Origin of the sequence: Fischerella sp. PCC 9605 (assembly GCF_000517105.1) — a bacterium.
Classification (GTDB): Bacteria; Cyanobacteriota; Cyanobacteriia; order Cyanobacteriales; family Nostocaceae; genus PCC9605.
Genome location: NZ_KI912150.1, coordinates 128,237 through 149,367 on the forward strand (window position 1 = coordinate 128,237; position 21,131 = coordinate 149,367).

At 43.3% G+C, this 21,131-nt stretch carries 19 protein-coding genes and 1 pseudogene; 11 read left to right on the forward strand and 9 right to left on the reverse strand.

The window, feature by feature from the left end; all coding sequences use genetic code 11:
• The first annotated feature begins 135 nt into the window (after positions 1 to 135).
• The gene (locus tag FIS9605_RS0123950) at positions 136 to 636 is read left to right on the forward strand and encodes a PRC-barrel domain-containing protein (protein ID WP_026734857.1); all 501 of its coding nucleotides are present in this window, start codon (positions 136 to 138) and stop codon (positions 634 to 636) included.
• 83 nt (positions 637 to 719) lie between these two features.
• Here FIS9605_RS0123950 and FIS9605_RS0123955 read toward each other — a convergent pair whose 3' ends face one another.
• Positions 720 to 974, reverse strand: a complete 255-nt coding sequence (locus tag FIS9605_RS0123955) for a hypothetical protein (protein ID WP_026734858.1) — start codon at positions 972 to 974, stop codon at positions 720 to 722.
• A 386-nt stretch (positions 975 to 1,360) separates the two neighbouring features.
• On the opposite strand from FIS9605_RS0123955, the gene FIS9605_RS0123960 reads away from it, so the two are divergent.
• Positions 1,361 to 2,458, forward strand: coding sequence for an AI-2E family transporter (locus FIS9605_RS0123960; protein WP_026734859.1), 1,098 nt, complete (start codon positions 1,361 to 1,363; stop codon positions 2,456 to 2,458).
• A gap of 101 nt (positions 2,459 to 2,559) precedes the next feature.
• Here FIS9605_RS0123960 and FIS9605_RS46170 read toward each other — a convergent pair whose 3' ends face one another.
• Together FIS9605_RS46170 and FIS9605_RS0123965 are read right to left on the reverse strand one after the other, a co-directional pair.
• Complete coding sequence (locus FIS9605_RS46170; RefSeq protein ID WP_269321002.1) at positions 2,560 to 2,688, reverse strand: hypothetical protein; 129 nt, start codon at positions 2,686 to 2,688, stop codon at positions 2,560 to 2,562.
• Positions 2,689 to 2,829: 141 nt separating this feature from the next.
• Complete coding sequence (locus tag FIS9605_RS0123965; protein WP_026734860.1) at positions 2,830 to 4,149, reverse strand: HhoA/HhoB/HtrA family serine endopeptidase; 1,320 nt, start codon at positions 4,147 to 4,149, stop codon at positions 2,830 to 2,832.
• A 441-nt stretch (positions 4,150 to 4,590) separates the two neighbouring features.
• On the opposite strand from FIS9605_RS0123965, the gene FIS9605_RS42970 reads away from it, so the two are divergent.
• Positions 4,591 to 4,764, forward strand: coding sequence for a hypothetical protein (locus FIS9605_RS42970; protein ID WP_155960504.1), 174 nt, complete (start codon positions 4,591 to 4,593; stop codon positions 4,762 to 4,764).
• A gap of 40 nt (positions 4,765 to 4,804) precedes the next feature.
• Positions 4,805 to 5,563, forward strand: a complete 759-nt coding sequence (locus FIS9605_RS0123975) for a hypothetical protein (RefSeq protein WP_026734861.1) — start codon at positions 4,805 to 4,807, stop codon at positions 5,561 to 5,563.
• A 23-nt stretch (positions 5,564 to 5,586) separates the two neighbouring features.
• Here the strand turns inward: FIS9605_RS0123975 and FIS9605_RS0123980 are convergent, their stop codons facing one another.
• The 5 genes and pseudogenes from FIS9605_RS0123980 to FIS9605_RS0124000 form a co-directional block, all read right to left on the reverse strand.
• On the reverse strand, positions 5,587 to 5,976 hold the full coding sequence (locus FIS9605_RS0123980; protein WP_026734862.1) for a 6-pyruvoyl trahydropterin synthase family protein: 390 nt from the start codon (positions 5,974 to 5,976) through the stop codon (positions 5,587 to 5,589).
• A gap of 368 nt (positions 5,977 to 6,344) precedes the next feature.
• Entirely contained in the window at positions 6,345 to 7,283 is a 939-nt protein-coding gene (locus FIS9605_RS0123985; RefSeq protein ID WP_026734863.1) for an alpha-L-glutamate ligase-like protein, read from the reverse strand.
• A 6-nt stretch (positions 7,284 to 7,289) separates the two neighbouring features.
• Positions 7,290 to 8,918: pseudogene (locus FIS9605_RS37980) on the reverse strand (UUP1 family membrane protein).
• Positions 8,918 to 9,508: an ATP-dependent zinc protease family protein gene (locus tag FIS9605_RS0123995; RefSeq protein WP_231510441.1), complete on the reverse strand. Its 591-nt coding sequence runs from the start codon at positions 9,506 to 9,508 to the stop codon at positions 8,918 to 8,920. The pseudogene FIS9605_RS37980 and the gene FIS9605_RS0123995 overlap by 1 nt, the downstream one beginning before the upstream one ends.
• A gap of 228 nt (positions 9,509 to 9,736) precedes the next feature.
• Complete coding sequence (locus FIS9605_RS0124000; RefSeq protein ID WP_026734865.1) at positions 9,737 to 10,465, reverse strand: AIM24 family protein; 729 nt, start codon at positions 10,463 to 10,465, stop codon at positions 9,737 to 9,739.
• A gap of 618 nt (positions 10,466 to 11,083) precedes the next feature.
• On the opposite strand from FIS9605_RS0124000, the gene FIS9605_RS0124005 reads away from it, so the two are divergent.
• From FIS9605_RS0124005 to FIS9605_RS0124035, 7 genes are all read left to right on the forward strand, one after another.
• Positions 11,084 to 11,929: a hypothetical protein gene (locus FIS9605_RS0124005; protein ID WP_026734866.1), complete on the forward strand. Its 846-nt coding sequence runs from the start codon at positions 11,084 to 11,086 to the stop codon at positions 11,927 to 11,929.
• 23 nt (positions 11,930 to 11,952) lie between these two features.
• Positions 11,953 to 14,382, forward strand: coding sequence for a glycoside hydrolase family 31 protein (locus FIS9605_RS0124010; RefSeq protein ID WP_026734867.1), 2,430 nt, complete (start codon positions 11,953 to 11,955; stop codon positions 14,380 to 14,382).
• Between the two features lie 460 nt (positions 14,383 to 14,842).
• Positions 14,843 to 15,220, forward strand: coding sequence for a sensory rhodopsin transducer (locus FIS9605_RS0124015; protein ID WP_026734868.1), 378 nt, complete (start codon positions 14,843 to 14,845; stop codon positions 15,218 to 15,220).
• A 166-nt stretch (positions 15,221 to 15,386) separates the two neighbouring features.
• Entirely contained in the window at positions 15,387 to 17,015 is a 1,629-nt protein-coding gene (locus FIS9605_RS0124020; protein WP_026734869.1) for an alpha-amylase family protein, read from the forward strand.
• A gap of 422 nt (positions 17,016 to 17,437) precedes the next feature.
• Positions 17,438 to 18,412, forward strand: a complete 975-nt coding sequence (locus tag FIS9605_RS0124025) for a TIGR03885 family FMN-dependent LLM class oxidoreductase (RefSeq protein WP_026734870.1) — start codon at positions 17,438 to 17,440, stop codon at positions 18,410 to 18,412.
• Between the two features lie 116 nt (positions 18,413 to 18,528).
• Positions 18,529 to 19,008, forward strand: a complete 480-nt coding sequence (locus FIS9605_RS0124030; protein WP_026734871.1) for a GNAT family N-acetyltransferase — start codon at positions 18,529 to 18,531, stop codon at positions 19,006 to 19,008.
• Between the two features lie 164 nt (positions 19,009 to 19,172).
• Positions 19,173 to 20,156, forward strand: coding sequence for a phosphotransferase enzyme family protein (locus tag FIS9605_RS0124035; protein ID WP_035140132.1), 984 nt, complete (start codon positions 19,173 to 19,175; stop codon positions 20,154 to 20,156).
• A 127-nt stretch (positions 20,157 to 20,283) separates the two neighbouring features.
• Here FIS9605_RS0124035 and FIS9605_RS0124040 read toward each other — a convergent pair whose 3' ends face one another.
• On the reverse strand, positions 20,284 to 20,868 hold the full coding sequence (locus FIS9605_RS0124040; protein ID WP_026734873.1) for a TetR/AcrR family transcriptional regulator: 585 nt from the start codon (positions 20,866 to 20,868) through the stop codon (positions 20,284 to 20,286).
• Between the last annotated feature and the right edge of the window lie 263 nt (positions 20,869 to 21,131).

The following is a 21,131-nucleotide window of genomic DNA, read 5'->3' on the forward strand; positions in this document are numbered from 1 at the left end:
TTTACCTTTTTGGCAATCTAGTCTAGTTAAGTTTTAAAAATAAGCGCCTCACTTGAGAATTAAAGGCAAGCAATTTGATATTGACGGTGTTTGCAAATTTATGTTGCAAATTTTAAGATAGTTTGGAGGGTAGATATGGCTTTAGTTAAACTTGACACCTATTACCCTAATTACAAAGATGTTCTTGATAATATAGACATCAAAAATTTTGATGTCTATGGCAGCAACGACGAGAAAGTTGGTTCTGTGCAAAACATTTTAGTCGATGAAGATACAGGACGTTTCCGGTATCTAATCATTGATACTGGCTTTTGGGTATTTGGCAAGAAAGTACTGTTGCCCATTGGTATAGCAAGCATCGATGAGTCACAACGGCGTGTAACTATTCCAGGGCTTACCAAACAACAAGTGGAAGACTTGCCAGAATTCACGGAAGACTTGGCGATCGACCGCGATTATGAAGAAAGCGTGAGATCGATTTATCGTCCATCAATTTCAACATCCACTACAATGTCAAGTTACGACCGTGACAGTTACGACTATCAACAAGAGCCGTATTTCTATGATATGAGCCAAGAAGGTTCTGCAACATTTAGAACCTATGAAGAACGGCTAATTTCTGCAAAAGGACGTTAATTAATAACTTGCATTAAAAGCAATTAAGGCTAACCGCATAAAATGTGGCTAGCCTTTTTTAACAAAAATCCTAAATGTTATACTTACAATATTGAGGAAGTATCTGGTCTAATTTCTACTCCACCTTTGATACGGATTTTTTGTTGATCTGTAATCAAATCACGCAATTCATTTATTTCCACACCAATACCAAGACACGCTTGCTTTAGTTCTTGCATAAATGTATCTATATCGTCACCATAGCCACAGCTTTGTGCTGCAATTGCAACCCCGGTTGTAGCATTGGCTTTGGCACATTCGATTAGCTCTACACCACTAAGTTGTGATTGTGATGCCATAACTAAATTTTTACTTTCTACATTACAAGCAATATAATCAAGTCTTGGTCACTGGTACTCTATCTTTAGTTACAAGTTTAGCTTGCCATAGCAATTCTAAATCATTCGCGCTCATCTTTGTGTGCATCTTTTCTTTGTGTACTTTGCGTTATTTGTGGTTAGTTCAAAAAAACAACTTTCACAAATCATCTTTTTATAACCTTGCGTCCTTTTTTCTTTGGTAATGCCAAGAATAAAATTCCATATAAATCTATCTAAAGATAGAGATAACACCTTGATAGAATAATCAGTCTTTGAGGGGCTTTATTAAATAGAAAAACACTGTAATTTTAAAAGATAAAAATTCGGCGCAATTGCTGAAATCGCGAGAACATGGAGGCAGGCTTGTGCGCTTCGGGCAATTGATTGGTTTATTTGCTGTCATCATATCTGTTTACATATTATGGCAAATCCGGCAAATCCTGCTGGTAGTGTTTGCTGCGGTAGTATTGGCAACAGTCTTAAACGAGCTTGTGCAATTTTTACAAAGATTTCGCATCAAGCGAGGCTTTGCCATTGCTATATCAATAATTCTTCTACTGGTCATTGTAATAGGCTTTTTCGCACTAGTTGTACCAAATATTATTAACCAATTACAAGAATTAACTAGCCTTATACCTACAGTCTCAGAACGAATACGTTTGTGGAATGAATGGTTACAAAATAAAATTCCGGCACAGTGGGTAGAGGAAGTTCGCGGTCTCACTTATCTCACTCAAGGTTTGCAAACTTGGTTAAATCAACTGCTTAACAACTTTTTTGCGTTAATCAGTAGCTCACTGACTGTTGTTTTAACATTTTTATTCTTCCTTGTTTTAACAATCATGTTATTAACAAATCCCCCACCATATCGACGGGGGTTTATAATGCTATTTCCTGCTTTTTACCGTCGGCGAGTGGATGAGATTCTTTCTGAGTGCCAGACTTCTTTAAAAGGTTGGATCAAAGGCACACTTTTAACAATGTTACTCATCGGGTTCTTGAGCTATATCGGGTTATTAATTTTAAGAGTGAGACTACCGCTAATTAATGCAATTTTGGCAGGATTATTAGAGTTTATCCCTAATGTTGGCCCCACCTTGAGTGTCATTCCACCCCTGCTACTGGCGTTACTTGATACCCCTTGGAAAGCTGTTTTAGTGGTAGTATTATACTTTATCATTCAGCAGATTGAAAGCTTGATTGTAGTGCCTTTAATCATGGAAAATCAGGTGTCTTTACTACCAGCAGTTACTTTGGTAGCAGTCGTAATTTTCGGAAGTTTTTTCGGGTTATTAGGTGTATTCCTAGCTATTCCCTTAGTGATTGTGCTGCAAATTTGGATCAAAGAAGTTTTGATCAAAGATATACTGAACCAATGGCAGGGAGACACAAAAAAATATTACGAGCAAGAAAAACCAACAGCGATCGCACATCACAAATCTAATTCTTCTGTGGAAAAATAGATCGGCACGAATAAAGTTAACTCATGAGGGTCGTCATTTGTCATTTGTCATTGGGTAGGAGCATAGAATTTTATAGTCCCCCTTGCTAAGGCAGGGCTGTTTCATTCCCTAAAAGGCTCTGATTTACAAGCGTCTAAGTCAAAAAAATCAGGTGATGAAAAAATCTGATTGGACAAGAAAATGGCGATCGCACTCAAATTTTCTGGTCTTTGCGGTGATTTTTCGCTCACCAACTTCAGCAAATTTTACAGCGAGTACTCTTGACAAAATCCTTACCTGCTCGAATGAAACAGCCCTGCTTTTTAAGGGGGGTTGGGGGGATCTTCGGAATATACATAGCCAGCCCAACCGTACTTGAGCAAAGGAAAAATTTACTGGTTTTGGGCTGGACGAGGTGCCAGTTGGACTGTGACTTGCTGAGTCTGTCCATTACGTAAAAGTTGTATTTGCAAGTTGCTACCAATACCGCTTTTATCAGCTATTTGCTGAATTTCTTCCGCTGTAGTAACTGGTTGGTTGTTGATTTGCTGGATGACATCTCCCGATCGCAATCCTGCTCGATCTGCTGGAGAACCAGGAACGACACGGATAATGACAACTCCTCTGTCTGCTTCCACGCGAATATCACTATTGGGAAGATTGTTAATTCTTTGCCTAACATCTGGTGTGAGGCTTACCATTTCAATACCTATGTAAGGATATTCAACTTTGCCTTCGGTAATCAATTGTTGGGCAATTCTTTGTGCTCTGTCGATAGGAATGGCAAAGCCTATCCCTTGAGCACCTTGGATAATAGCAGTGTTGACGCCAATAACTTGACCGCGAGCATTTAAAAGAGGCCCGCCGGAGTTACCAGGATTAATAGCTGCATCAGTTTGAATAAAGCCAGCGCCTCGATCGGAAATTCCAAAATCGCTGACAGAGCGATCTACCGCACTAACAACGCCTACTGTCACAGTTTCTTGCAAACCTAAGGGATTGCCAATAGCGATCGCCCATTGTCCTGGTCGCACTTGCTCGGAATTTCCCAATTCTAAAGTTGGCAAATTCTGAGCAGGAACCTGCACCACTGCAATATCTGATACGGTGTCTGTTCCTAGTACTTTACCTTCAAAAGTTTGACCGTTAGAAAAAGTTACCGTAACTGTATCAGCATTGTTGACTACGTGAGCATTAGTCAAAATTTGGCCATTAGGATTGATGACAAAACCAGAGCCAACTCCGCGCACAACTCGCTCTTGCGGCTGTGTTGGTATCCGGTCGCCAAAAAACCGCCGAAAGAACGGATCGTTAAAAACCTCCGGAAGTTCGGGTCTTACGGTTCGAGCAGTATTAATTCGTACTACAGCTGGTTCTACTTTTTCTACAACTGCAACTACAAAATTGGTGTCTTCTGGAGTTGGTGTCAGTGGGCGATCGCCAGCTTCTTCCGTTCGTTGCACTTGGGGGGAAGTGTCGCGTGCAGATGGAATAATTCGATCAAATTCGACTGCACAACCACTTAACAACCCGATTCCTGTTGTCATCAGCGCTAGCAATAAGTGAGTTGCGCCTTTGTGCTCCCAAAGTTTCGACTTTTGATTATTTGTTTTCGCTAATGCATCTATCTTAAGGTTGATAAATTGCAGATTAAGCTCAGAACAATTAAACTCAGAAGGATTCTGATTATTATTTCTACTTGTTGTTCGCATATGACTTTATTTTGATTAGATATAAGTTAGTTAAATCCCTATTTAAAATACTGATGCTTTTTTGGCTATTTCACCTCTACCATCAGAAATTTCCTAGCTATTAATTACCAACATCGATAGCTTTTATATAATTTTATCCAAGAAATAATTGTTATTTCTGCTTATTTAGGAGAATTATCGGAATATTTCCCCAAATATTTTTGATTTATACCAATATTTCATTTCATTACTTGGATAGAAAATTTGACTCAGCTTACTTACGATAGAGGCTGGAGAGAAGCTCAGGAGTTATCCTATTAATTGAAGAAAGCAGAATAAAATCAATTTTGTTGGGGATTCAAACTCCTCTGTTGGTTGTGAGGATAGCTATTTGGCTCATAGTGGATTGCTGTTAGTTTTTATATCTGAGCTGCAAACCTGATGAAATCAGAGGAAGAGAACATGAATAGCTCAATCGCCAAAATCTTCATGTCTTTAGCTACATCCATAGCTGTTCTGACACTGGCAGTAGCATGTGATTCAGGTTACGAATATGAAGAAGACGATCGCTATAATAGTACAGTCCCAGAAAATCAACAGTTTGTGACACCAACAGCTATTTATTATCAAGCATAAATTCATCTTTCAGTTGTACTGAGATAACGAGGTGAAGGCTATTGCAGTATCGTTTCTATCCGCTCCTAGTAATTTCGTTTTATCAGCATTAATTGCAATTGGTTTAGCACTGACACATCTATATTCTGGTAGATTGAGGTTTAAAAGAATTCCTCGCAGTCGCTGGCTGAGTGCTGCTGGTGGAGTATCAGTTGCTTACGTTTTTGTGCATATCTTGCCGGAGTTAAGTCAACACCAAAACGTATTGCAAGATTTAGGAGAAGGAATAATTCCTTTTGTAGAACATCATGTCTACTTAATAGCTCTGTTGGGGCTAATTGTATTTTATGGGCTGGAGCGGATAGCTAAGTTATCTCGTCAGCGTCGTCACCAGGAAGGTAAAGGTGATGTCACCACTACATCTGTATTTTGGCTGCACATTATCTCTTTTGCCATTTACAATGCTTTGATTGGATACTTGCTGCTACATCGGGAAGAACAGGGTATTACCAGTTTGCTGCTATTTGCTTTGGCAATGGCAATGCACTTTGTCGTTAATGACGATGGTTTGCGCGAACACCATAAGCATGTCTACGATCGCATCGGTCGTTGGATACTAGCAGCAGCAATTATTATCGGTTGGGTGCTGGGTAGCAGTACTGAAATTGACCAGGCAGCGATCGCGGTTTTATTTGCCTTTTTAGCGGGGGGAGTTGTTCTCAATGTTCTCAAGGAAGAACTACCAGAAGAACGAGAAAGCCGCTTTTGGTCATTTGTCTTGGGTGCGGCAATTTACACTGCTCTCCTGCTAGCTTTGTAGTATGAGCGATCGCAGTGGGTGGATCAATCATCCTCATACTCTGCCCAAGAATTGGGAGTTTCTGACACCGCAACCTTTAACTGTACATCTGGTGGCACTCGCTTCTTAGTTTCGTCATAAATATACTTAGCAATCATCTCAGCAGTTGTTTCGTACTCGGGAGGCAAGACTTCGTTAAGCACGCAATGATCGAGTCCTCCCTTGGAAACATCTTGCTTAGCCCAGCGCAAGGTTCTAAAATCAGACACCATAACTGGGTGCGGACAGTATTGTGAAGAATGCAGTTTTGTTGAAGTTGCTTCGATTCGCACTTTGTAAGTATGCCCATGCATCCGACCGCACGGGCCATCGTAATCTTTGATGTAGTGGGCACTGTCAAACGAGAATTCAGTTACTAATTTCCATTTGGGCATGTTGCTATTGCCTCGCAGCCAATTCCGAAACAAATATAAGACTATATCTTTGTTCATCCTAGCTGTGCGGTCAGGCTTCTTGGGGTAAGCTGATGTGCATTTAACTTGCATTCTTCTCAACCAGGGATGTCAGAATTCAGGAGTCAAAATACACAAGCCTCTTGTCTGGTAAATTCTGAATTCCCAATCCTAACTAAATATGCAACTTAAATGCCAATTAGCTTAGTACAACATTTCGTAAGTTCGCGCGCGAAATTTTTGCACAAAGACTCCGCTACCTGGTGCGTTTACCTTTGCGAGCCTCTGCGTTTCAAATCGCTACTTTTTTATGCAAAGCTGTACTTAGTACTCTTATCGCGTCAGGTATTTTACCTGATTTCTACTGCAAATGTTTTTTGTGCAAACGCAATCTTGTCTTGAATTCCTGAGAGTTTTGGCAAGGCAGAATCAATTGCCTCTAGTCGTGGAATCAACCCCTCTTGATTGGCAATTTGGATTGAAAGTCCGGGACGAGCATTTATCTCCAATAACAGCGGCCCTTTTTGGCGATCGAGAACAATATCAACGCCGAGATAGCCAAACTCTGTTTTATCGCCTAACTTTGCAGCCATCTCCAAAATAGTTTGCCAATGAGGAATTTGGCGATCGCGCAACGGGCGTCCCGTTTCAGGATGGTTGTCAATGTAGCGGTTTTTCTGGATACCAACCAATGTTTTCCCCGTCGAGAGGTCAATACCTACACCAACACCACCTCTGTGTAAATTCGCTTTACCATCAGAAGCCCGTGTGGGCAAACGCAACATTGCCATTGCCGGAACTCCACGATAGACAATCACCCGGATATCAGGGACACCTTGGTAGGCAATTTCCTCAAAAACTACATCGAACTGGACGGCATATTCAATAATTGCTTTATCGGTTTGTCCGCTTAGGGAAAACATGCCACTGAGAATATTGTGAATGTGATAATGTAGGTCTTCGGGTTTCACAATTGAACCACTAGCTTTGCAATAGCCTGCATCTGTCACATCTTTTATGACGACAATCCCATCCCCACCGCTACCTTGAGCAGGTTTCACCACAAAAGATTTGTATTCTCCAACGATCTTGGATAAATTTTTGACTTCATTCTGGAATGCAATGACTCCATAGGTTTCTGGAACCGCCACGCCAATAGCTTGAGCAATTTTTTTCGTCTCTAGTTTACTGTCAGCATGGCGATAAAGCCGACGCGGATTGCTAGGGAACAGATAGTCCAAGTTGCGAGCATTAATCCCCAGGATGCCGTAACGCTGAAGCGAAAACATATCAGTTTATCCCTCTGTTTGCTTTAATCGCCGTTGTAGTGCTAAAAATCGGAAATACTCAATTAGCTTGTAGCCGTTGTAGCGTCCGACAAGGACATTCAACCCCAAAACTAACAGCAATAGTTCTGGAAAAGCGAACGCCAAATGCTGCACATAGGGATTAATAATGCAGTAATACCCAATCACAGCTGCAATAACGCTACCGAGTCCAGATATCAGTGTTTCTTTTGGGCCTGCTTCTTCCCACATCATCGCCGCCCTTTCAATTGTCATAGCCAGGATCACAATTGGAAATAAAGACAGCGACAAACCTAAATTGAATTCGAGACTTTGCAGGAGAATTGCCAAAACACCCATGATTAAGACAGTTGCTGTCAAAATGGCGGCGAGTCGAGGCACTATCAAAAGCTGCAATCGATTCAGGTAAGCGCGGATCAAAAGCCCAATAATCACAACTAAAACAAATAGTGGAATGCCAGCTAAAAGACCTGTCTCTCAGAAAGATAAACCAATTAATATAGGTGTGAATGTACCGAAAGTTGGCAATCCTACCATCTGATGCAAAATAGAAATGACCAAAGCACCAATAGGAACTAAGACAAGCACCTGAAATACTCGCTGAGTTGACAGTGGCAACCTCAGCAAGGAGTATTCTAGCAGCGGATTTGATGCTCTGTTGCCCTGCAAAATTGCGCTTGTGAGTCCGCGATCAATATTCGGTTGAACAACGACTTCTAAATCGATATTGCTTGCTCCTGCTGCTTGCAAGACACGATCTGAGCCGTACCACCAAGTCAGATAGCGGTCTTGCTCCCTAAAACTGAAGTCAATTGGGTCGAAGACTAGCCAGCGATCGCCCTGTTTGATCTCTAGCCACTGAATAAAATCGGTGGAATAGACTTCATCACTCCTCAAAAAAATACCGTTGCCAACTCGCGCCGGAACATTTGCTCTATTTAAGAGAAAAGCTGCTAATTCTGGGGTAGATTCCTCTTTTCTCAAGTTTCTACGGATCGCTTGCACCCGAATGTCATCTGTGCGGAGAGCTATTTGATAGATTTGTTTCGTTAAAGATAGGTGATCGCTTGACCGCTTTTTAGCCTCGTTCAAGAGAGCGTTAATTTCCGCAGTTGGCAAATTCTCTTTCAGATTATCCTGAACTCTAGCAGTATTCTCGCCAAACCTGACAAGTTGCCGATCGACCAAGCGCCGTCCAGAAATTGGAATTTCTTCGGTTCCAGGTGTAACGCCAGGTCTTCTACGAATAATTGCTCGATAAAATAGAAATTCGCTACCAGTATCATCTTGCTTGGTAAAGACAGCCACTCGGTTTGCTGAATTTGGGAAAGTTTTTATTTGGCGATCGAATCCCCGATTGATAAAATCTTCACTCACAATCTCGTAGCGTTGAGATGCTTGAGGCAGATGAAACTGAATTGTAGTTGGCAATCCTTCCTCTGATGTTAGCAATGATTGTTCTGAATCGAGTGATAGCTTGGCTTCAACATACCAACTTCTATAGGCTTGGTTAGGTAACAGCGGTACTTCTGAGGAGGTCAGCTTATGGAAAAAAATGGCTAGTCCAATCGCTGCTAAAAACAAGGCTAGTAACAAAGCATGAAAGGTACGATTCATTACTGCGCCTCCTCTGCTGGACAGGTTGGTTCTGTGGTAAAGGTTTGAGACGAATCCACAACAAGTTTGCCTTGCTTGAGCATGTTGCGTCCGATTAAAACTGGATAATTAAAATCCTCTCGATCCGCTAGGTTCACCTCTTCCTCTATCCATCGACCCGCAACACAAAATTTCATTCGCACCACCGGACGCCGTAAATCAGCACCTTCACGACTCTTAATTTGAACCCATCGCACAATCGGACGCTCAAAAACGGCGTCGTTTCCCTCTCCATCTAGAAATCGGAATTTAATCATTCCGCCCGATTCTGATTCTTCATCTGGCTTTTCTAAAATTTCGGCATTTATGGAGGTGGTTGTTGCACCCGTATCCAGCTTTACTTTGACCTCTCGCTCGAAGCCAGGTATTTTTGCTTTCTCTACCCAGCCGACAACTTGGGGATTTTGTTCTACCCCGTCAGTAGCTTGAGTCTTTTGTGAAGTGCATCCAGGTACAGACAAAAAACCAATAAATACAATAATAAAAAAATTTTTAGCAATATACTGTGTATACAAAGTAAATCCACCCCCCATATCCAATGCAGTAATCAATGAGGCTTTCTAATTCACAAGTAAAGATTACCTAGTTGCACTTGTGACTTGATCGCCCCGAGGGTAGATTTACTAATTATGTTGCGAAACCGATGGGATGATAAGCAAGGTATCACGACAGTGCTTGTTGAAGAATTTCTTCTACAAATTGCGTCTTTGCCTGACAAGAGGAGTCTTTTGACTTTTGACCCTTCGCTGCGCTCGAGGGCATGCTTTTGACTTTTGACTTTAACCTAGACCCATACCATCAGTTTCAGTTACTAATAATTTACCTTCACCACCATACATCCAAATAAAACCCTCTCCACCGCCTCTGCCAAAATGACCTAATTTGCGATAATCTTCTTCAATACCGTTTGTATATCCTTTCACCATGTCATAATCAGCAATTAAAACTTCTCCTCTTCTTAATTCAATAATCCTAGCGGGCGCAGTGGTACCTGTAACAACTTGAGCAATCTGTCCAGATAAGGCTCTTAAAGCAAGCCTCCATTTACCATCACCAGAACCAGCAATTTGTCGGAATTTTAATCTTTTTGCACCCATAACTACATTATCTGAACAAAATTGAAAAACTCCATCATCAAATTCCCATTGCTCTCGGTCTGATATTTCAACAGATGTGTAATGTAAGAAATGTCCTTTTGGTCTAGGTTCTAGGTAAACCATACCCGTACCTTGATATACAGGTGCGTTATATTCGATTTCTGTTCTCAAAGCTACCCACATATCTCTCAAACGGTTATCTGTTTTATAAACACCATAAGTTAACTTACCTACACATCTGTGCAAAGTTCCTTTTTGAATTATGGTTCCTGAATTTTCCAGGCTAATTTCAACTTGCTGAACAAATGGAATATTTTTGGTGGGATGGTAATATTTATTAGTTTCTTTATTGATATTATTCTGCAAATACCATAAATCTGTTGGTTCTAGAATCTTAACCGCATGTTGCATAAATTGTATCTCCGGCAATAATTAAATTAGGTGTATAAATTTTTGCAGTCTTTGTCAAGAGAGTTAACAATTTATAAAAAGCGAGGGGATATGGTATCCTCTCGTGGGTGTAGAGGAAAGTCGCCCCGTTCTCTGTAGGTAATCGGTAATGGGGAAACCAAGTACTAATTACCAATTATCAAAATCATTGCCCACAAAGGGACTAGGAACTAGGAAATATAAATTTTTCTAATTAGTTTTGAGAGAAAAATACGTAGGTATTTTTTTGAAAATTTACTTTACATTCTTTCTTAGAAATTAAGATTATTAGAGTCTCTACAAAATCAAATAACCTCCCATGAGACAGATAATGTGGATCTGTCTATGGAAAGGGAGCTAGCTGTGGCTAACATTAATCTTATGACCATAGCTAGAAGAATAAATGAGTTCTAATTGCTAATATAAAATCCGAGGATGATTAATATCGTTACTATACTTACTCAAACAAAAGTCATCTATAAATAATTATACAAACAATCATATATAAAGACAGTTATAAAGACAGTTTTTAATAAGTTGATAATTAATAAATTCCATTAGAACAATAATCAACAAACACTATTAAAAGAGTTTTTAATTATGGTTAGACTTAATAACAATCAGAATCAAAACAATAGCATTTCTCCATACCGAGACGTACTAAAAGGTCTTTGGAATGCAAAAGTAATGATCATCTTAGCATTAGCAGCTGTGATGGTGAGACTTTCTTATGTCAGTGGGCAACCGGAAGCTGCACCTCCAGGAACTGTCACTACATCAGAGGTGGTCAACCGATCCGAAGAACTGGTTGGAAAAAGTGTAACAGTTAGAAGCAAGCCGCTGCAAACAGTCGGTTCGACATCCTTCACAGTGAGCGATCGCCAATACTTTGGCGGTGAACCGATCTTAGTCATAAATGCTTCCGGTCAGCCTTTCGATTTGCCTAGCGATGGTAACACAGAAGTTCAAATTACAGGCGAGGTTCGCAATTTAGTACTTCCAGATATTGAGCGAGAATTTAATCTCAAATTACAGGAAGAATATTATGGAGATTACGTTGGTAAACCTGCGATTATTGCTCGCTCTATTACACTAGCACCCGCACCCGCTGAAATCGCTACCAAGCCCAACAGTTACTATGGTAAAAAACTAGTGGTTACGGGTGCAGTCGAAAACATCCAAAGTCCGGTTTTGTTCTCGCTGCAAAAAAACCAATTATTGGATGGAAGTGGTTTGCTAGTTCTATTAAAGACACCGCCAACAGTGGCTATTAACGAAGGTCAAATAGTAGCAGTCGTTGGTGTAGTTCGTCCTTTTGTTGCTGCTGAGGTGGAACGAGAATACAAGGTAAATTGGGATTTGAAAGTGAAAAGGCAACTGGAAACTGCATATAAAAACAGACCAATATTGCTTGCCGAAGCTGTATATCCTTCAGAAAGTCTGTAATTCTATTCCCTATTCCCTATATTATGAATATCCTCAAGCAAGCTTCGCTGAATCTGCGTTTAATCAAACTGCGACGGTTTTTTGGATCGCTGTTCTACCCCTTGCAACGCGATCGCCTCGAACGCCAGTATCGTTATTCCCAGGTTTTAGAAGGTCTTGAGGAAATAGGAAACGTTATCCAAGCAGAGAAAACACCTAATGGCGGACACTTCTACTTCAAAAATCTAGAAGTAGAAATCTATTTTTTAGCAGTTGATTTAGTCAGAGTTGATTGGAAACCAAGTGTTCCTCCCATTCCCTACGCCATTTCCCGTCAAGACTGGCCGCTAGTAGAGACAACTTTTGAAAATCTGGACAATAGTTGGGTAATTTCTAGTCAACAGTTAAAAGTTATCGTTAGTGCAGACGGCAAACTGGAATTTCAAAATGCCAGCGGGCAAACACTCCGAGAGGAACTACCACCGCAGCGAAAAGTGAAACTTTCGCAACCGATCAAAGCATTGGGCTGGGTGCATCAAGCAAAACTACGCCCAGAGGAACACATTTACGGTTTAGGAGAACGCGCCGCCCCTCTCAACCTGCGTACACCGCTAAATCAAGGCGAAGCTAGAAATTACCGGATGTGGAATTATGATGCAGGGGGTATATATACTTCAGGAACCGATCCTCTGTATATTTGCATACCTATTTATTTAGGTTTGCACTCTCGGGGAAGTTATCTAATTTTTTATGAAAACACCTATCCTGCCACCTTCAGTTTTCAAGACTTTGCCGTAGCAGACTTTGAGGGCGGCGGATTGCGTTATTACCTAACTGCTGGTAAACCTACTCAACTTTTGGAACGCTACACAGAATTAACAGGTCGTCCACCCCTACCACCCCGTTGGGCATTAGGTTATCACCAGTCTCGTTGGGGATACGAAAAAGAAGCGGCACTCAAAGAAGCAGCGGCAGGGTTTCAAAAACATGATATTCCCATCAGTGCCATGCATCTTGACATTGATGTTTTGGATGGGTTTCGCGCCTTCACCATCGACCCCGATCGCTTTCCCCATATCCGAGAAATTTCGCAAGATTTTGCAGAAAAAGGTATACAAATTATCACTATTGTCAACCCTGGTATTAAAGCTGACCGCAACAACAAATTATTTCAAGAAGGGCGGGAGCAAGATATATTTTGCAAATTGCCCAATGGTAAACCCGTTATTGCTCCGGTGTGGGCGGGTATGTCTGCCTTTCCAGATTTCACCAACCCCCAAGCCCGCCATTGGTGGAGTCGGCAGTATGAATATTTGCTCGATTTAGGTATCAGGGGATTCTGGCATGATATGAATGAGCCAGGGGTATTTGTGCTTTGGGGCGATCCCTCCCTGCCAGAACATGCAACTCAGCATTTTATGGAAGGTAGAGGCGGCGATCACCGCGAGGCACACAATGTCTACGGCTTACTTCAGGCACGAGCCGGATATGAAGCCTTGCGTGACTACCAACCCCAACGCCGCCCCTTTATCGTCTCGCGTTCAGGATGGGCAGGACTGCAACGCTATGCTTGGACGTGGACGGGGGATATTGAAACCAGTTGGGCAGGACTGCGCCAAACAATCCCAACCGTACTCAATTTGGGGTTATCGGGAATTCCCTACAGTGGCGCTGATATCGGGGGATTTAAGGGAAATCCCAGTGCAGAATTATATCTGCGTTGGTTTCAAATGTCCTGTTTTCTGCCTTTTTGCCGTACCCATTCCGCCAATAATACTAAGTCTCGCACACCGTGGAGTTTTGGCGAACCAACCCAGAGTATTATTCGGGAATTTTTACGGTTGCGCGATCGCTTAACACCATATTTGTACACCTTGGCTTGGGAGACAACACAAACCGGGCATCCCTTAGTACGTCCCGTGTTTTGGATCGATCCAGAAGACCAAAGACTTTGGGATATTGAGGATGCTTTTGTATTAGGCGATGCCATTTTAGTATGTGCAATTGTGGAAGAAGGTGCAACCTCACGCCAAATTACTTTACCAAAAGGGTACTGGTACGACTTTTGGAACGATACACTTCTAGAAGGCTCAAAACAAGTCTCGATAGATGCACCATTAGACAAAATACCGTTGTTAGTAAAAGCAGGTAGTATTCTACCAATGGCAATGGCACAAAAAATGATTCTGCATCTCTATCCGCCAGTGGAAGGAAACTGTGCAAGTCAAGTTTACAGTGATGCTGGCGATGGCTACGGTGAGTGGCGGCTAGATAAATTCTTCCTGCGGCGAGACGATCGAGGTTTGGAACTTACCTGGCAGCAACAGGGAGATTATCCCTTTCCTTACAAAGGAGTGCAACTTTATTTGCATGGGATGACATTACAGCAAGCCTGGGTGGATGGAACAAAAGCTGTTTGCCAAGAAAATCGCGTGGATATTGATAGTATATTTGAGCAAGTTCGCCTTCATTAATCGTCAGGACGATTTTTAGAAAGTCGCACTCTTATGGGCGAGGCTCTAACCCCAAAATTTTCGGTAGAAAAAATATTACCTTCAGTTTGCTAATGCCAAATTTTTTTCAACCCATAGATAGGTGAGTAAAATACTCAAAATATACAAAATCAAAGCTATTGGGCAGCTAAGTATCCAGGTTCATATCTGTCTGTAACCGGTCTTGCAACTTGTCCTCGGTTTGTCAAACAAAGCCTCGCTCAATGGGGAATTTACCTGACAAGCTCTAGAATGGGTGCTTGTGTGTGACAAGATGCAAGATTTCTCTAAGTAAGTTACCGAAGAATATTGATTGCACCTTCCGGCTGAAAATCATTTTTGCTGCGATTGGTGTTGTCTTACTGTGGCTGCACTAGCAAAATCGACATCCTAAACAACGTAAAAATACTGAATAGCGATCGCGATAGGGAGTAGCACAACGATGAGCAAACCGATAGGACACACAAGATGGGCAATAGCAGAGGGATACATTCCCGCCTATAGCAAGGGCCCCGAACCCCAGTTCACCAGCCACGAAACAGCTTGTTTGCTCAACACTTCCGACCAAGATGCCCATGTAGAAATCACAATTTATTTTAGCGACAAGGAACCTGTAGGGCCCTACCGCATCACAGTTCCTGCAAGGCGGACTCTGCACTTGCGCTTCAATAACTTGACCGACCCCGAACCAATTCCCCACGATACAGATTATGCCAGCGTCTTTGAGTCAGATGTGCCGATAGTAGTACAGCATACCCGGCTCGATTCTAGACAGGCTGAAAATGCCTTACTCAGTACGATCGCTTATGCCAGCAATTAAGTAGGTAGGTGAGAATAAAAGCAGTTATGTTAAGAAATGTAAAATTGCTAAAACCCTTACCAATGACAAATGACAAATGACCAATGACCAATGACGACCCTCACGAATTAACTTTATTTGTGCCGACCTACTTAGTTGAAATATGGAGGCTAGGAAAGTGACTGCGATGCAACACCAATGGTATAAAAACGCAATCATTTATTCCCTGGATGTGGAGACATTTATAGACTCAGATGGCGATGGTGTGGGCGATTTTCCAGGGCTGACCAAGCGAATAGATCACCTAGCTGGGCTAGGAGTTACCTGTCTGTGGTTGTTGCCTTTTTATCCTTCTCCCAACCGTGACAACGGCTACGACATCATGGACTACTACAACGTTGACTCCCGCTTGGGGACATTAGGAGATTTTGTAGAGTTCATGCATGAAGCTGGAGAACGAGGTATTAGGGTAATTATTGATTTAGTTGTTAACCATACTTCCATTCAGCATCCTTGGTTTCAAGCAGCACGTTCCGACAAAAACTCCAAATACCGCAACTACTACGTGTGGACAGAAGAACCGTCTAAAACTGGCTCCTGGCATGTTGCCTTCCCTGGAGTAGAAGATAGTGTTTGGGAGTACGACGAAAAGGCAGAAGCTTATTACTTACATCACTTTTACAAAGAACAGCCAGACCTAAACATTGCTAACCCAGCAGTGCAGAAAGAAATTTACAAAATCATGGCTTTTTGGCTGGCGCTTGGCGTATCTGGTTTTCGAGTAGATGCTGCTCCTTTCTTGATTGAGGGATTGGGTATCGAAGGAGCAGAAAAATCCGATCTAGAAAATTTTCTTTCTGATATGCGGGAGTTTCTTTTATCCCGGCGTGGTGACGCAGTATTGCTGGCAGAAGCCAACGTTGCTCCAGATAAACTTCTTACCTATTTTGGAGATGGCGATCGCATGCATATGCTGTTCAACTTCTGGTTGAATCAGTATATGTTCCTGGCTCTGGCTCGGCAAGAAGCAGCACCCATCTGTCACGGATTAAAGACGCTGCCAGAAATTCCCCACATCGGCCAGTGGGTGAACTTTGTCCGCCATCATGATGAACTTACCCTGTCTGAACTTAACGATGCCGAACGCCAAGAGATATTTGCCGCCTTTGCTCCCGAAGAACACATGCAAATTTACGGACGGGGTATTCGTCGCCGACTACCGCCAATGGTAAATGGCGATCGCCGTCGCATAGAACTCATTTACAGCCTGTTGTTTAGCCTACCCGGTACGCCCTTAGTGCGCTACGGCGAAGAAATCGGTATGGGTGATGACCTGTCACTGCCAGGTAGAGACAGCGTCCGCACACCAATGCAATGGTCAAACGAACCCAACGGCGGCTTTTCCACAGCTCCTAGTGATGCCCTTCCCCATCCCGTGATTTCCCAAGGAGAATACGGTTATCAAAAAATAAATGTCGCTAGCCAACAACGTCAATCTGACTCATTAATTAACTGGATGGAACGGGTGATCCGGATTCGCAAACAGTGTCCAGAGTTAGGACGCGCTCAGTGGCATATTCTAGAAATAGATGAGCCAAGCGTCTTTGCTCACTGCTGCGAGTGGGAAGGTAACGCAGTGATTGTATTCCACAACCTCGCAGACCAGGCGTGTAACGTTACGCTCAAATCACAACAATACAAGTATCTAATCGATCTGTTTTGCAATTGCGAGTACGAACCACTCAATGGTGGTACTCATTCCATACCATTGTCAGCATACGGCTATCGCTGGTTCCGAGTTGATGGAATGCATTAAGTAGGTTGGTGGTTAGTAGTTAGTGGTTAGTGGTGAGGCAGCGCGGTCTTGGGGGTTCCCCCCATGAGCGACTGCCGAACCCGAAGGGTTGGTGGTTAGTGGCTAATGGCTAATAGGGAATGGGTAAGAAACTATTAAGCTGTTCCACATTTAAATTGCATGATCTGGGCGGGCAAGATGCCCACCCCACAAGAGTTTGAAAAAATTTCAACATGCAAATTAAATGTGCTTTAGCTTACCAACCAAAAACCAACTACTAACTACTAACTACTAACTACTAACCAATGTACAGACGTGCCATGGCACGTCTCTACAACCACTAACTACTAACTACTAACCACTAACCACTAACCAATGTACAGACGTGCCATGGCACGTCTCTACAACCACTAACCACTATCTACTAACCACTAACCACTAATATGGCAAAGATCGGCTATCACGCTTCCCACGAACAATTCAAGCCCAGCGAACTGCTCAAGTACGTGCAAATGGCAGAACAAGCTGGCTTTACCCATGCTCTATCTTCCGACCACTTCCACCCTTGGAGCGAACAGCAAGGACAAAGCGGCTTTGCTTGGTCATGGCTGGGTGCAGCAATGCAGGCAACTCCCAGTCTTGCTTATCGGGTTGTCTGTGCCCCCGGACAGCGGTATCATCCCGCTATCATCGCTCAAGCAGCGGCAACCTTAGCAGAAATGTTTCCCAACCGCTTCTGGCTGACGGTAGGTAGTGGTCAGGCAATTAATGAATGCATTACTGGAGACAAGTGGCCTTGCAAGAGCGATCGCAATGCTCGTCTGAAAGAGTGTGTTGATATTATCCGTGCGCTTTGGGCAGGTGAGACAGTAACCTATCACGGTTTAGTCTGCGTGGAAGAGGCAAAGCTTTACACCCGTCCTGAAACACCACCCCCAATTATTGGAGCCGCTATCACTGCAAAAACCGCAGAATGGCTTGGTAGTTGGGCAGATGGTTTGATTACAATTTCTCGTCCACCGGAAAAACTGAAAACAGTAGTCGATGCTTTTCGTCGTGGTGGTGGAGAAGGCAAACCGATGATTTTGAAAGTCCAGCTTTCCTACGATCGCGACGAAGAAACAGCACGACAAAAAGCCCATCACCAATGGCGCAACAACATTTTTCAAAACATCATGATGACAGAATTGCGGACTCCTCAACAATTTGATGCTGCTGGAGAATTTGTGAACCCAGAGGAGTTAAACGAACACGTCCGCATTTCCGCAGATTTGCACCAGCATATCGAGTGGCTGCAAAAAGATATAGAACTAGGGTTTGATGAGTTAATTTTGCATAATGTTAACCGGGAACAGGAACAGTTTATTGAGGTGTTTGGTGAGAAGGTTGTGCCTGTGTTAGCTGCATTTGGAAAATAATTTTTGGCTGTGGCGATCGCATTCATAAATTTTAATCCGAATACTTCGCCGTTTAGGAACCTTCGGCGTTAACTGGAGTTCATAGGTCAATGACGTTAACTGGTGTTCATAGGTCAATGCGGATTGAACCTTACGACGCTCATCAACTTGATGCAGTCATTCGTCTTTCGCTTCGGGCATGGACTCCGGTCTTTGATTCGATTCAGAAAGCGATGAACGCTGATGTGTACCGGGCATTCTATCCCGATAATTGGCGTGTGAGCCAGCAAAAGGCTGTCGAGGATGTCTGCGCTGCAGAAGACACAAATGTATGGGTTGCTATCGATGCAGGTTCTACCGTGGGCTTTGTAGCCGTGAAACTACACTCAGAGGACAGCATGGGTGAAATCTACATGGTCGCTGTCGATCCAGACTTTCAAGGTCGCGGCATTGGCAGCGCTCTGATAGAATTCGCTCTGGATTGGATGAAAGATGCTGGGATGTCTGTTGCTATGGTTGAGACTGGAGGCGATCCCGGTCATGCCCCAGCACGTCACACCTATGAAAAGGTGGGCTTCGAGCTGTTCCCAGTCGCCAGATACTTCAAGAAGCTCTAGAACACCGATTCAGTATTCAACCTAAGGGCTAAAAAACCACATTTGTTTGTAGAGACGCGAAATTTCGCGTCTCTACAGCCAACTGGGTTTTTGGGATTACTGAATTTATGTTCTAGGCACGCAGGGATTGAAAAAGATCGGTGCGATCGCTTATAGGTTATAGTATGAATGCAGAAATTGCTCAAGCTGTCCTGACGTATTACGACGTGCCCAATGCTCAACTGACATTCTTAGGACAAAGCCAAAACACTACATTTCGGGTTGAGACACCAACAGGTGATAAGTTTTTGCTTCGCCTCCATTTTGGAATCGAGGCTGTTGGCAATGGTTCGCATGATGTTTGGAGAGAACCGCCAGTCATTGAGTCCGAGTTGTTATGGCTAAATGCGATCGCCTACGACACTGAATTAACCGTGCCCCAACCCGTGCAGAATTGTTTGGGCGAGTGGGTAACAAGCTTTGCTAGGGCAGAATTTGGGTATTCGATATCTTGTTCGTTGCTGCGGTGGATAGAAGGCGAACATGTTGACGGCGAACCCACAGCACAGCAAGTCCGCCAACTGGGTACACTGATGGCGCAACTACACCAACACGCAAGCTGTTGGTCTTTACCATCCGGCTTTTCTCGTCCCACTCACGACGTGGAGCAGCTAAAATCTGCAACATCTCAACTTGGCGTGTTGGTGCAAAGTGGAACAATCTCAATAGATGATTATCAAGTGTTCCAAAAGGCTGCTACGCAAGTCCAAGAATTCATGCCTTGTCTTCAACAGACGCGCGACACTTGGGGCTTAATTCACGCTGATCTTCACCAAGGCAACTACGTTCTCTACGGCGAAGAAGTGCGCCCTATTGACTTTTCGCGTTGCGGCTTTGGCTTTTATCTTTACGATATTGGTGAATCGCTTGGAGACATTGAGGCATCGCTGCGTTTGCACTTCTTCGAGGGTTACACAAGTGTTAGGGCACTACCAGCAGATTATCAAAGCATTGTTGAAGCATTCTTCGTCGGGGCAACAGTGGAAAACTTGGCTTTTCTCAGCGCCAACCCGCAAGAACACGAATGGCTTTCTCGTGCTGTGCCTTATGTTGTCAGGAATCACTTGCACCCATATCTGCACGGTGAGACCTTCCTGTTTTTAAGGTGAGCCACTAATCAACACCGAACAACCCGATCGGAGCGGACTGGCGAAAGCCCTTGGTGTAGATGCAAAGGTTAATGGCATCCGCTCAACCGCACCGTTAGTCAGTAGTTTGAAACTTACTCATCGGTGTTCAAGATGATGCTAGTAAAGCATTGATATGTCGCTGCACGAGGTATTGTTGTTGCTCTGCTGAGAACTGCTCAGGGCAGATGACAACGAGCGTGCCAATGCCATCCACTAGGGCGATGAGTGCACTGGCTTCGAGAGTTAAATCAAGATCGGCCCGAATCAGCTTGGCTGTTTGTAAGTCAGCTAACTCTTGACAAATAATCTGTCGTAATAAGTCATAGCGTTTTCGGTGCTCCTGAACTAGGTGTTCGCGCCCGATCGAATAGCCCAAAAACGCTACCCAAACCTTCCAATCGGCTCTGTCAATGTCCTCCAGAGGTAGAGCCGCAAAAATCATCTGCTCTAGTCTGTCAATTCCTTGCCGCCCCTTGGCACAGGCTTTCATGTGCTCTAGGACGTTTTCAAACACTTGTTCCAGGGCAAATAGGGTGAGTTCTTCTTTATCTCGAAAGTAGTGGGTGACAACCCCAGTCGAGCAGCCCAGTTCTTGCGCGATCGCCCGCATGCTGGCGCGATCCAATCCTTCACGGACAATCACCCGCCATGCCGCTTGAGCGACTTCAATACGGCGATCGTCATAACTCATAGCTCTCCTCGGTTTGCAGCAACATGAAACAATTATCTTGACATCCTATCGTAACAGTTGTTATGTTTTCATTGTGGCATAACAACTGTTGTAATCTTACCTCCAGCGGCTGATACTAAGTTGCAGTCAAAGATAGTACTTCCCTCACCTCTTCCCCTCTCCCAATTTGGGAGAGGGCACGAATTGCTATTGCTATGCGGGATCTGTGCGCTGGAGTTCGCTATGATTCGACCGACCACGTCCGACGACACCTTCGATAACCC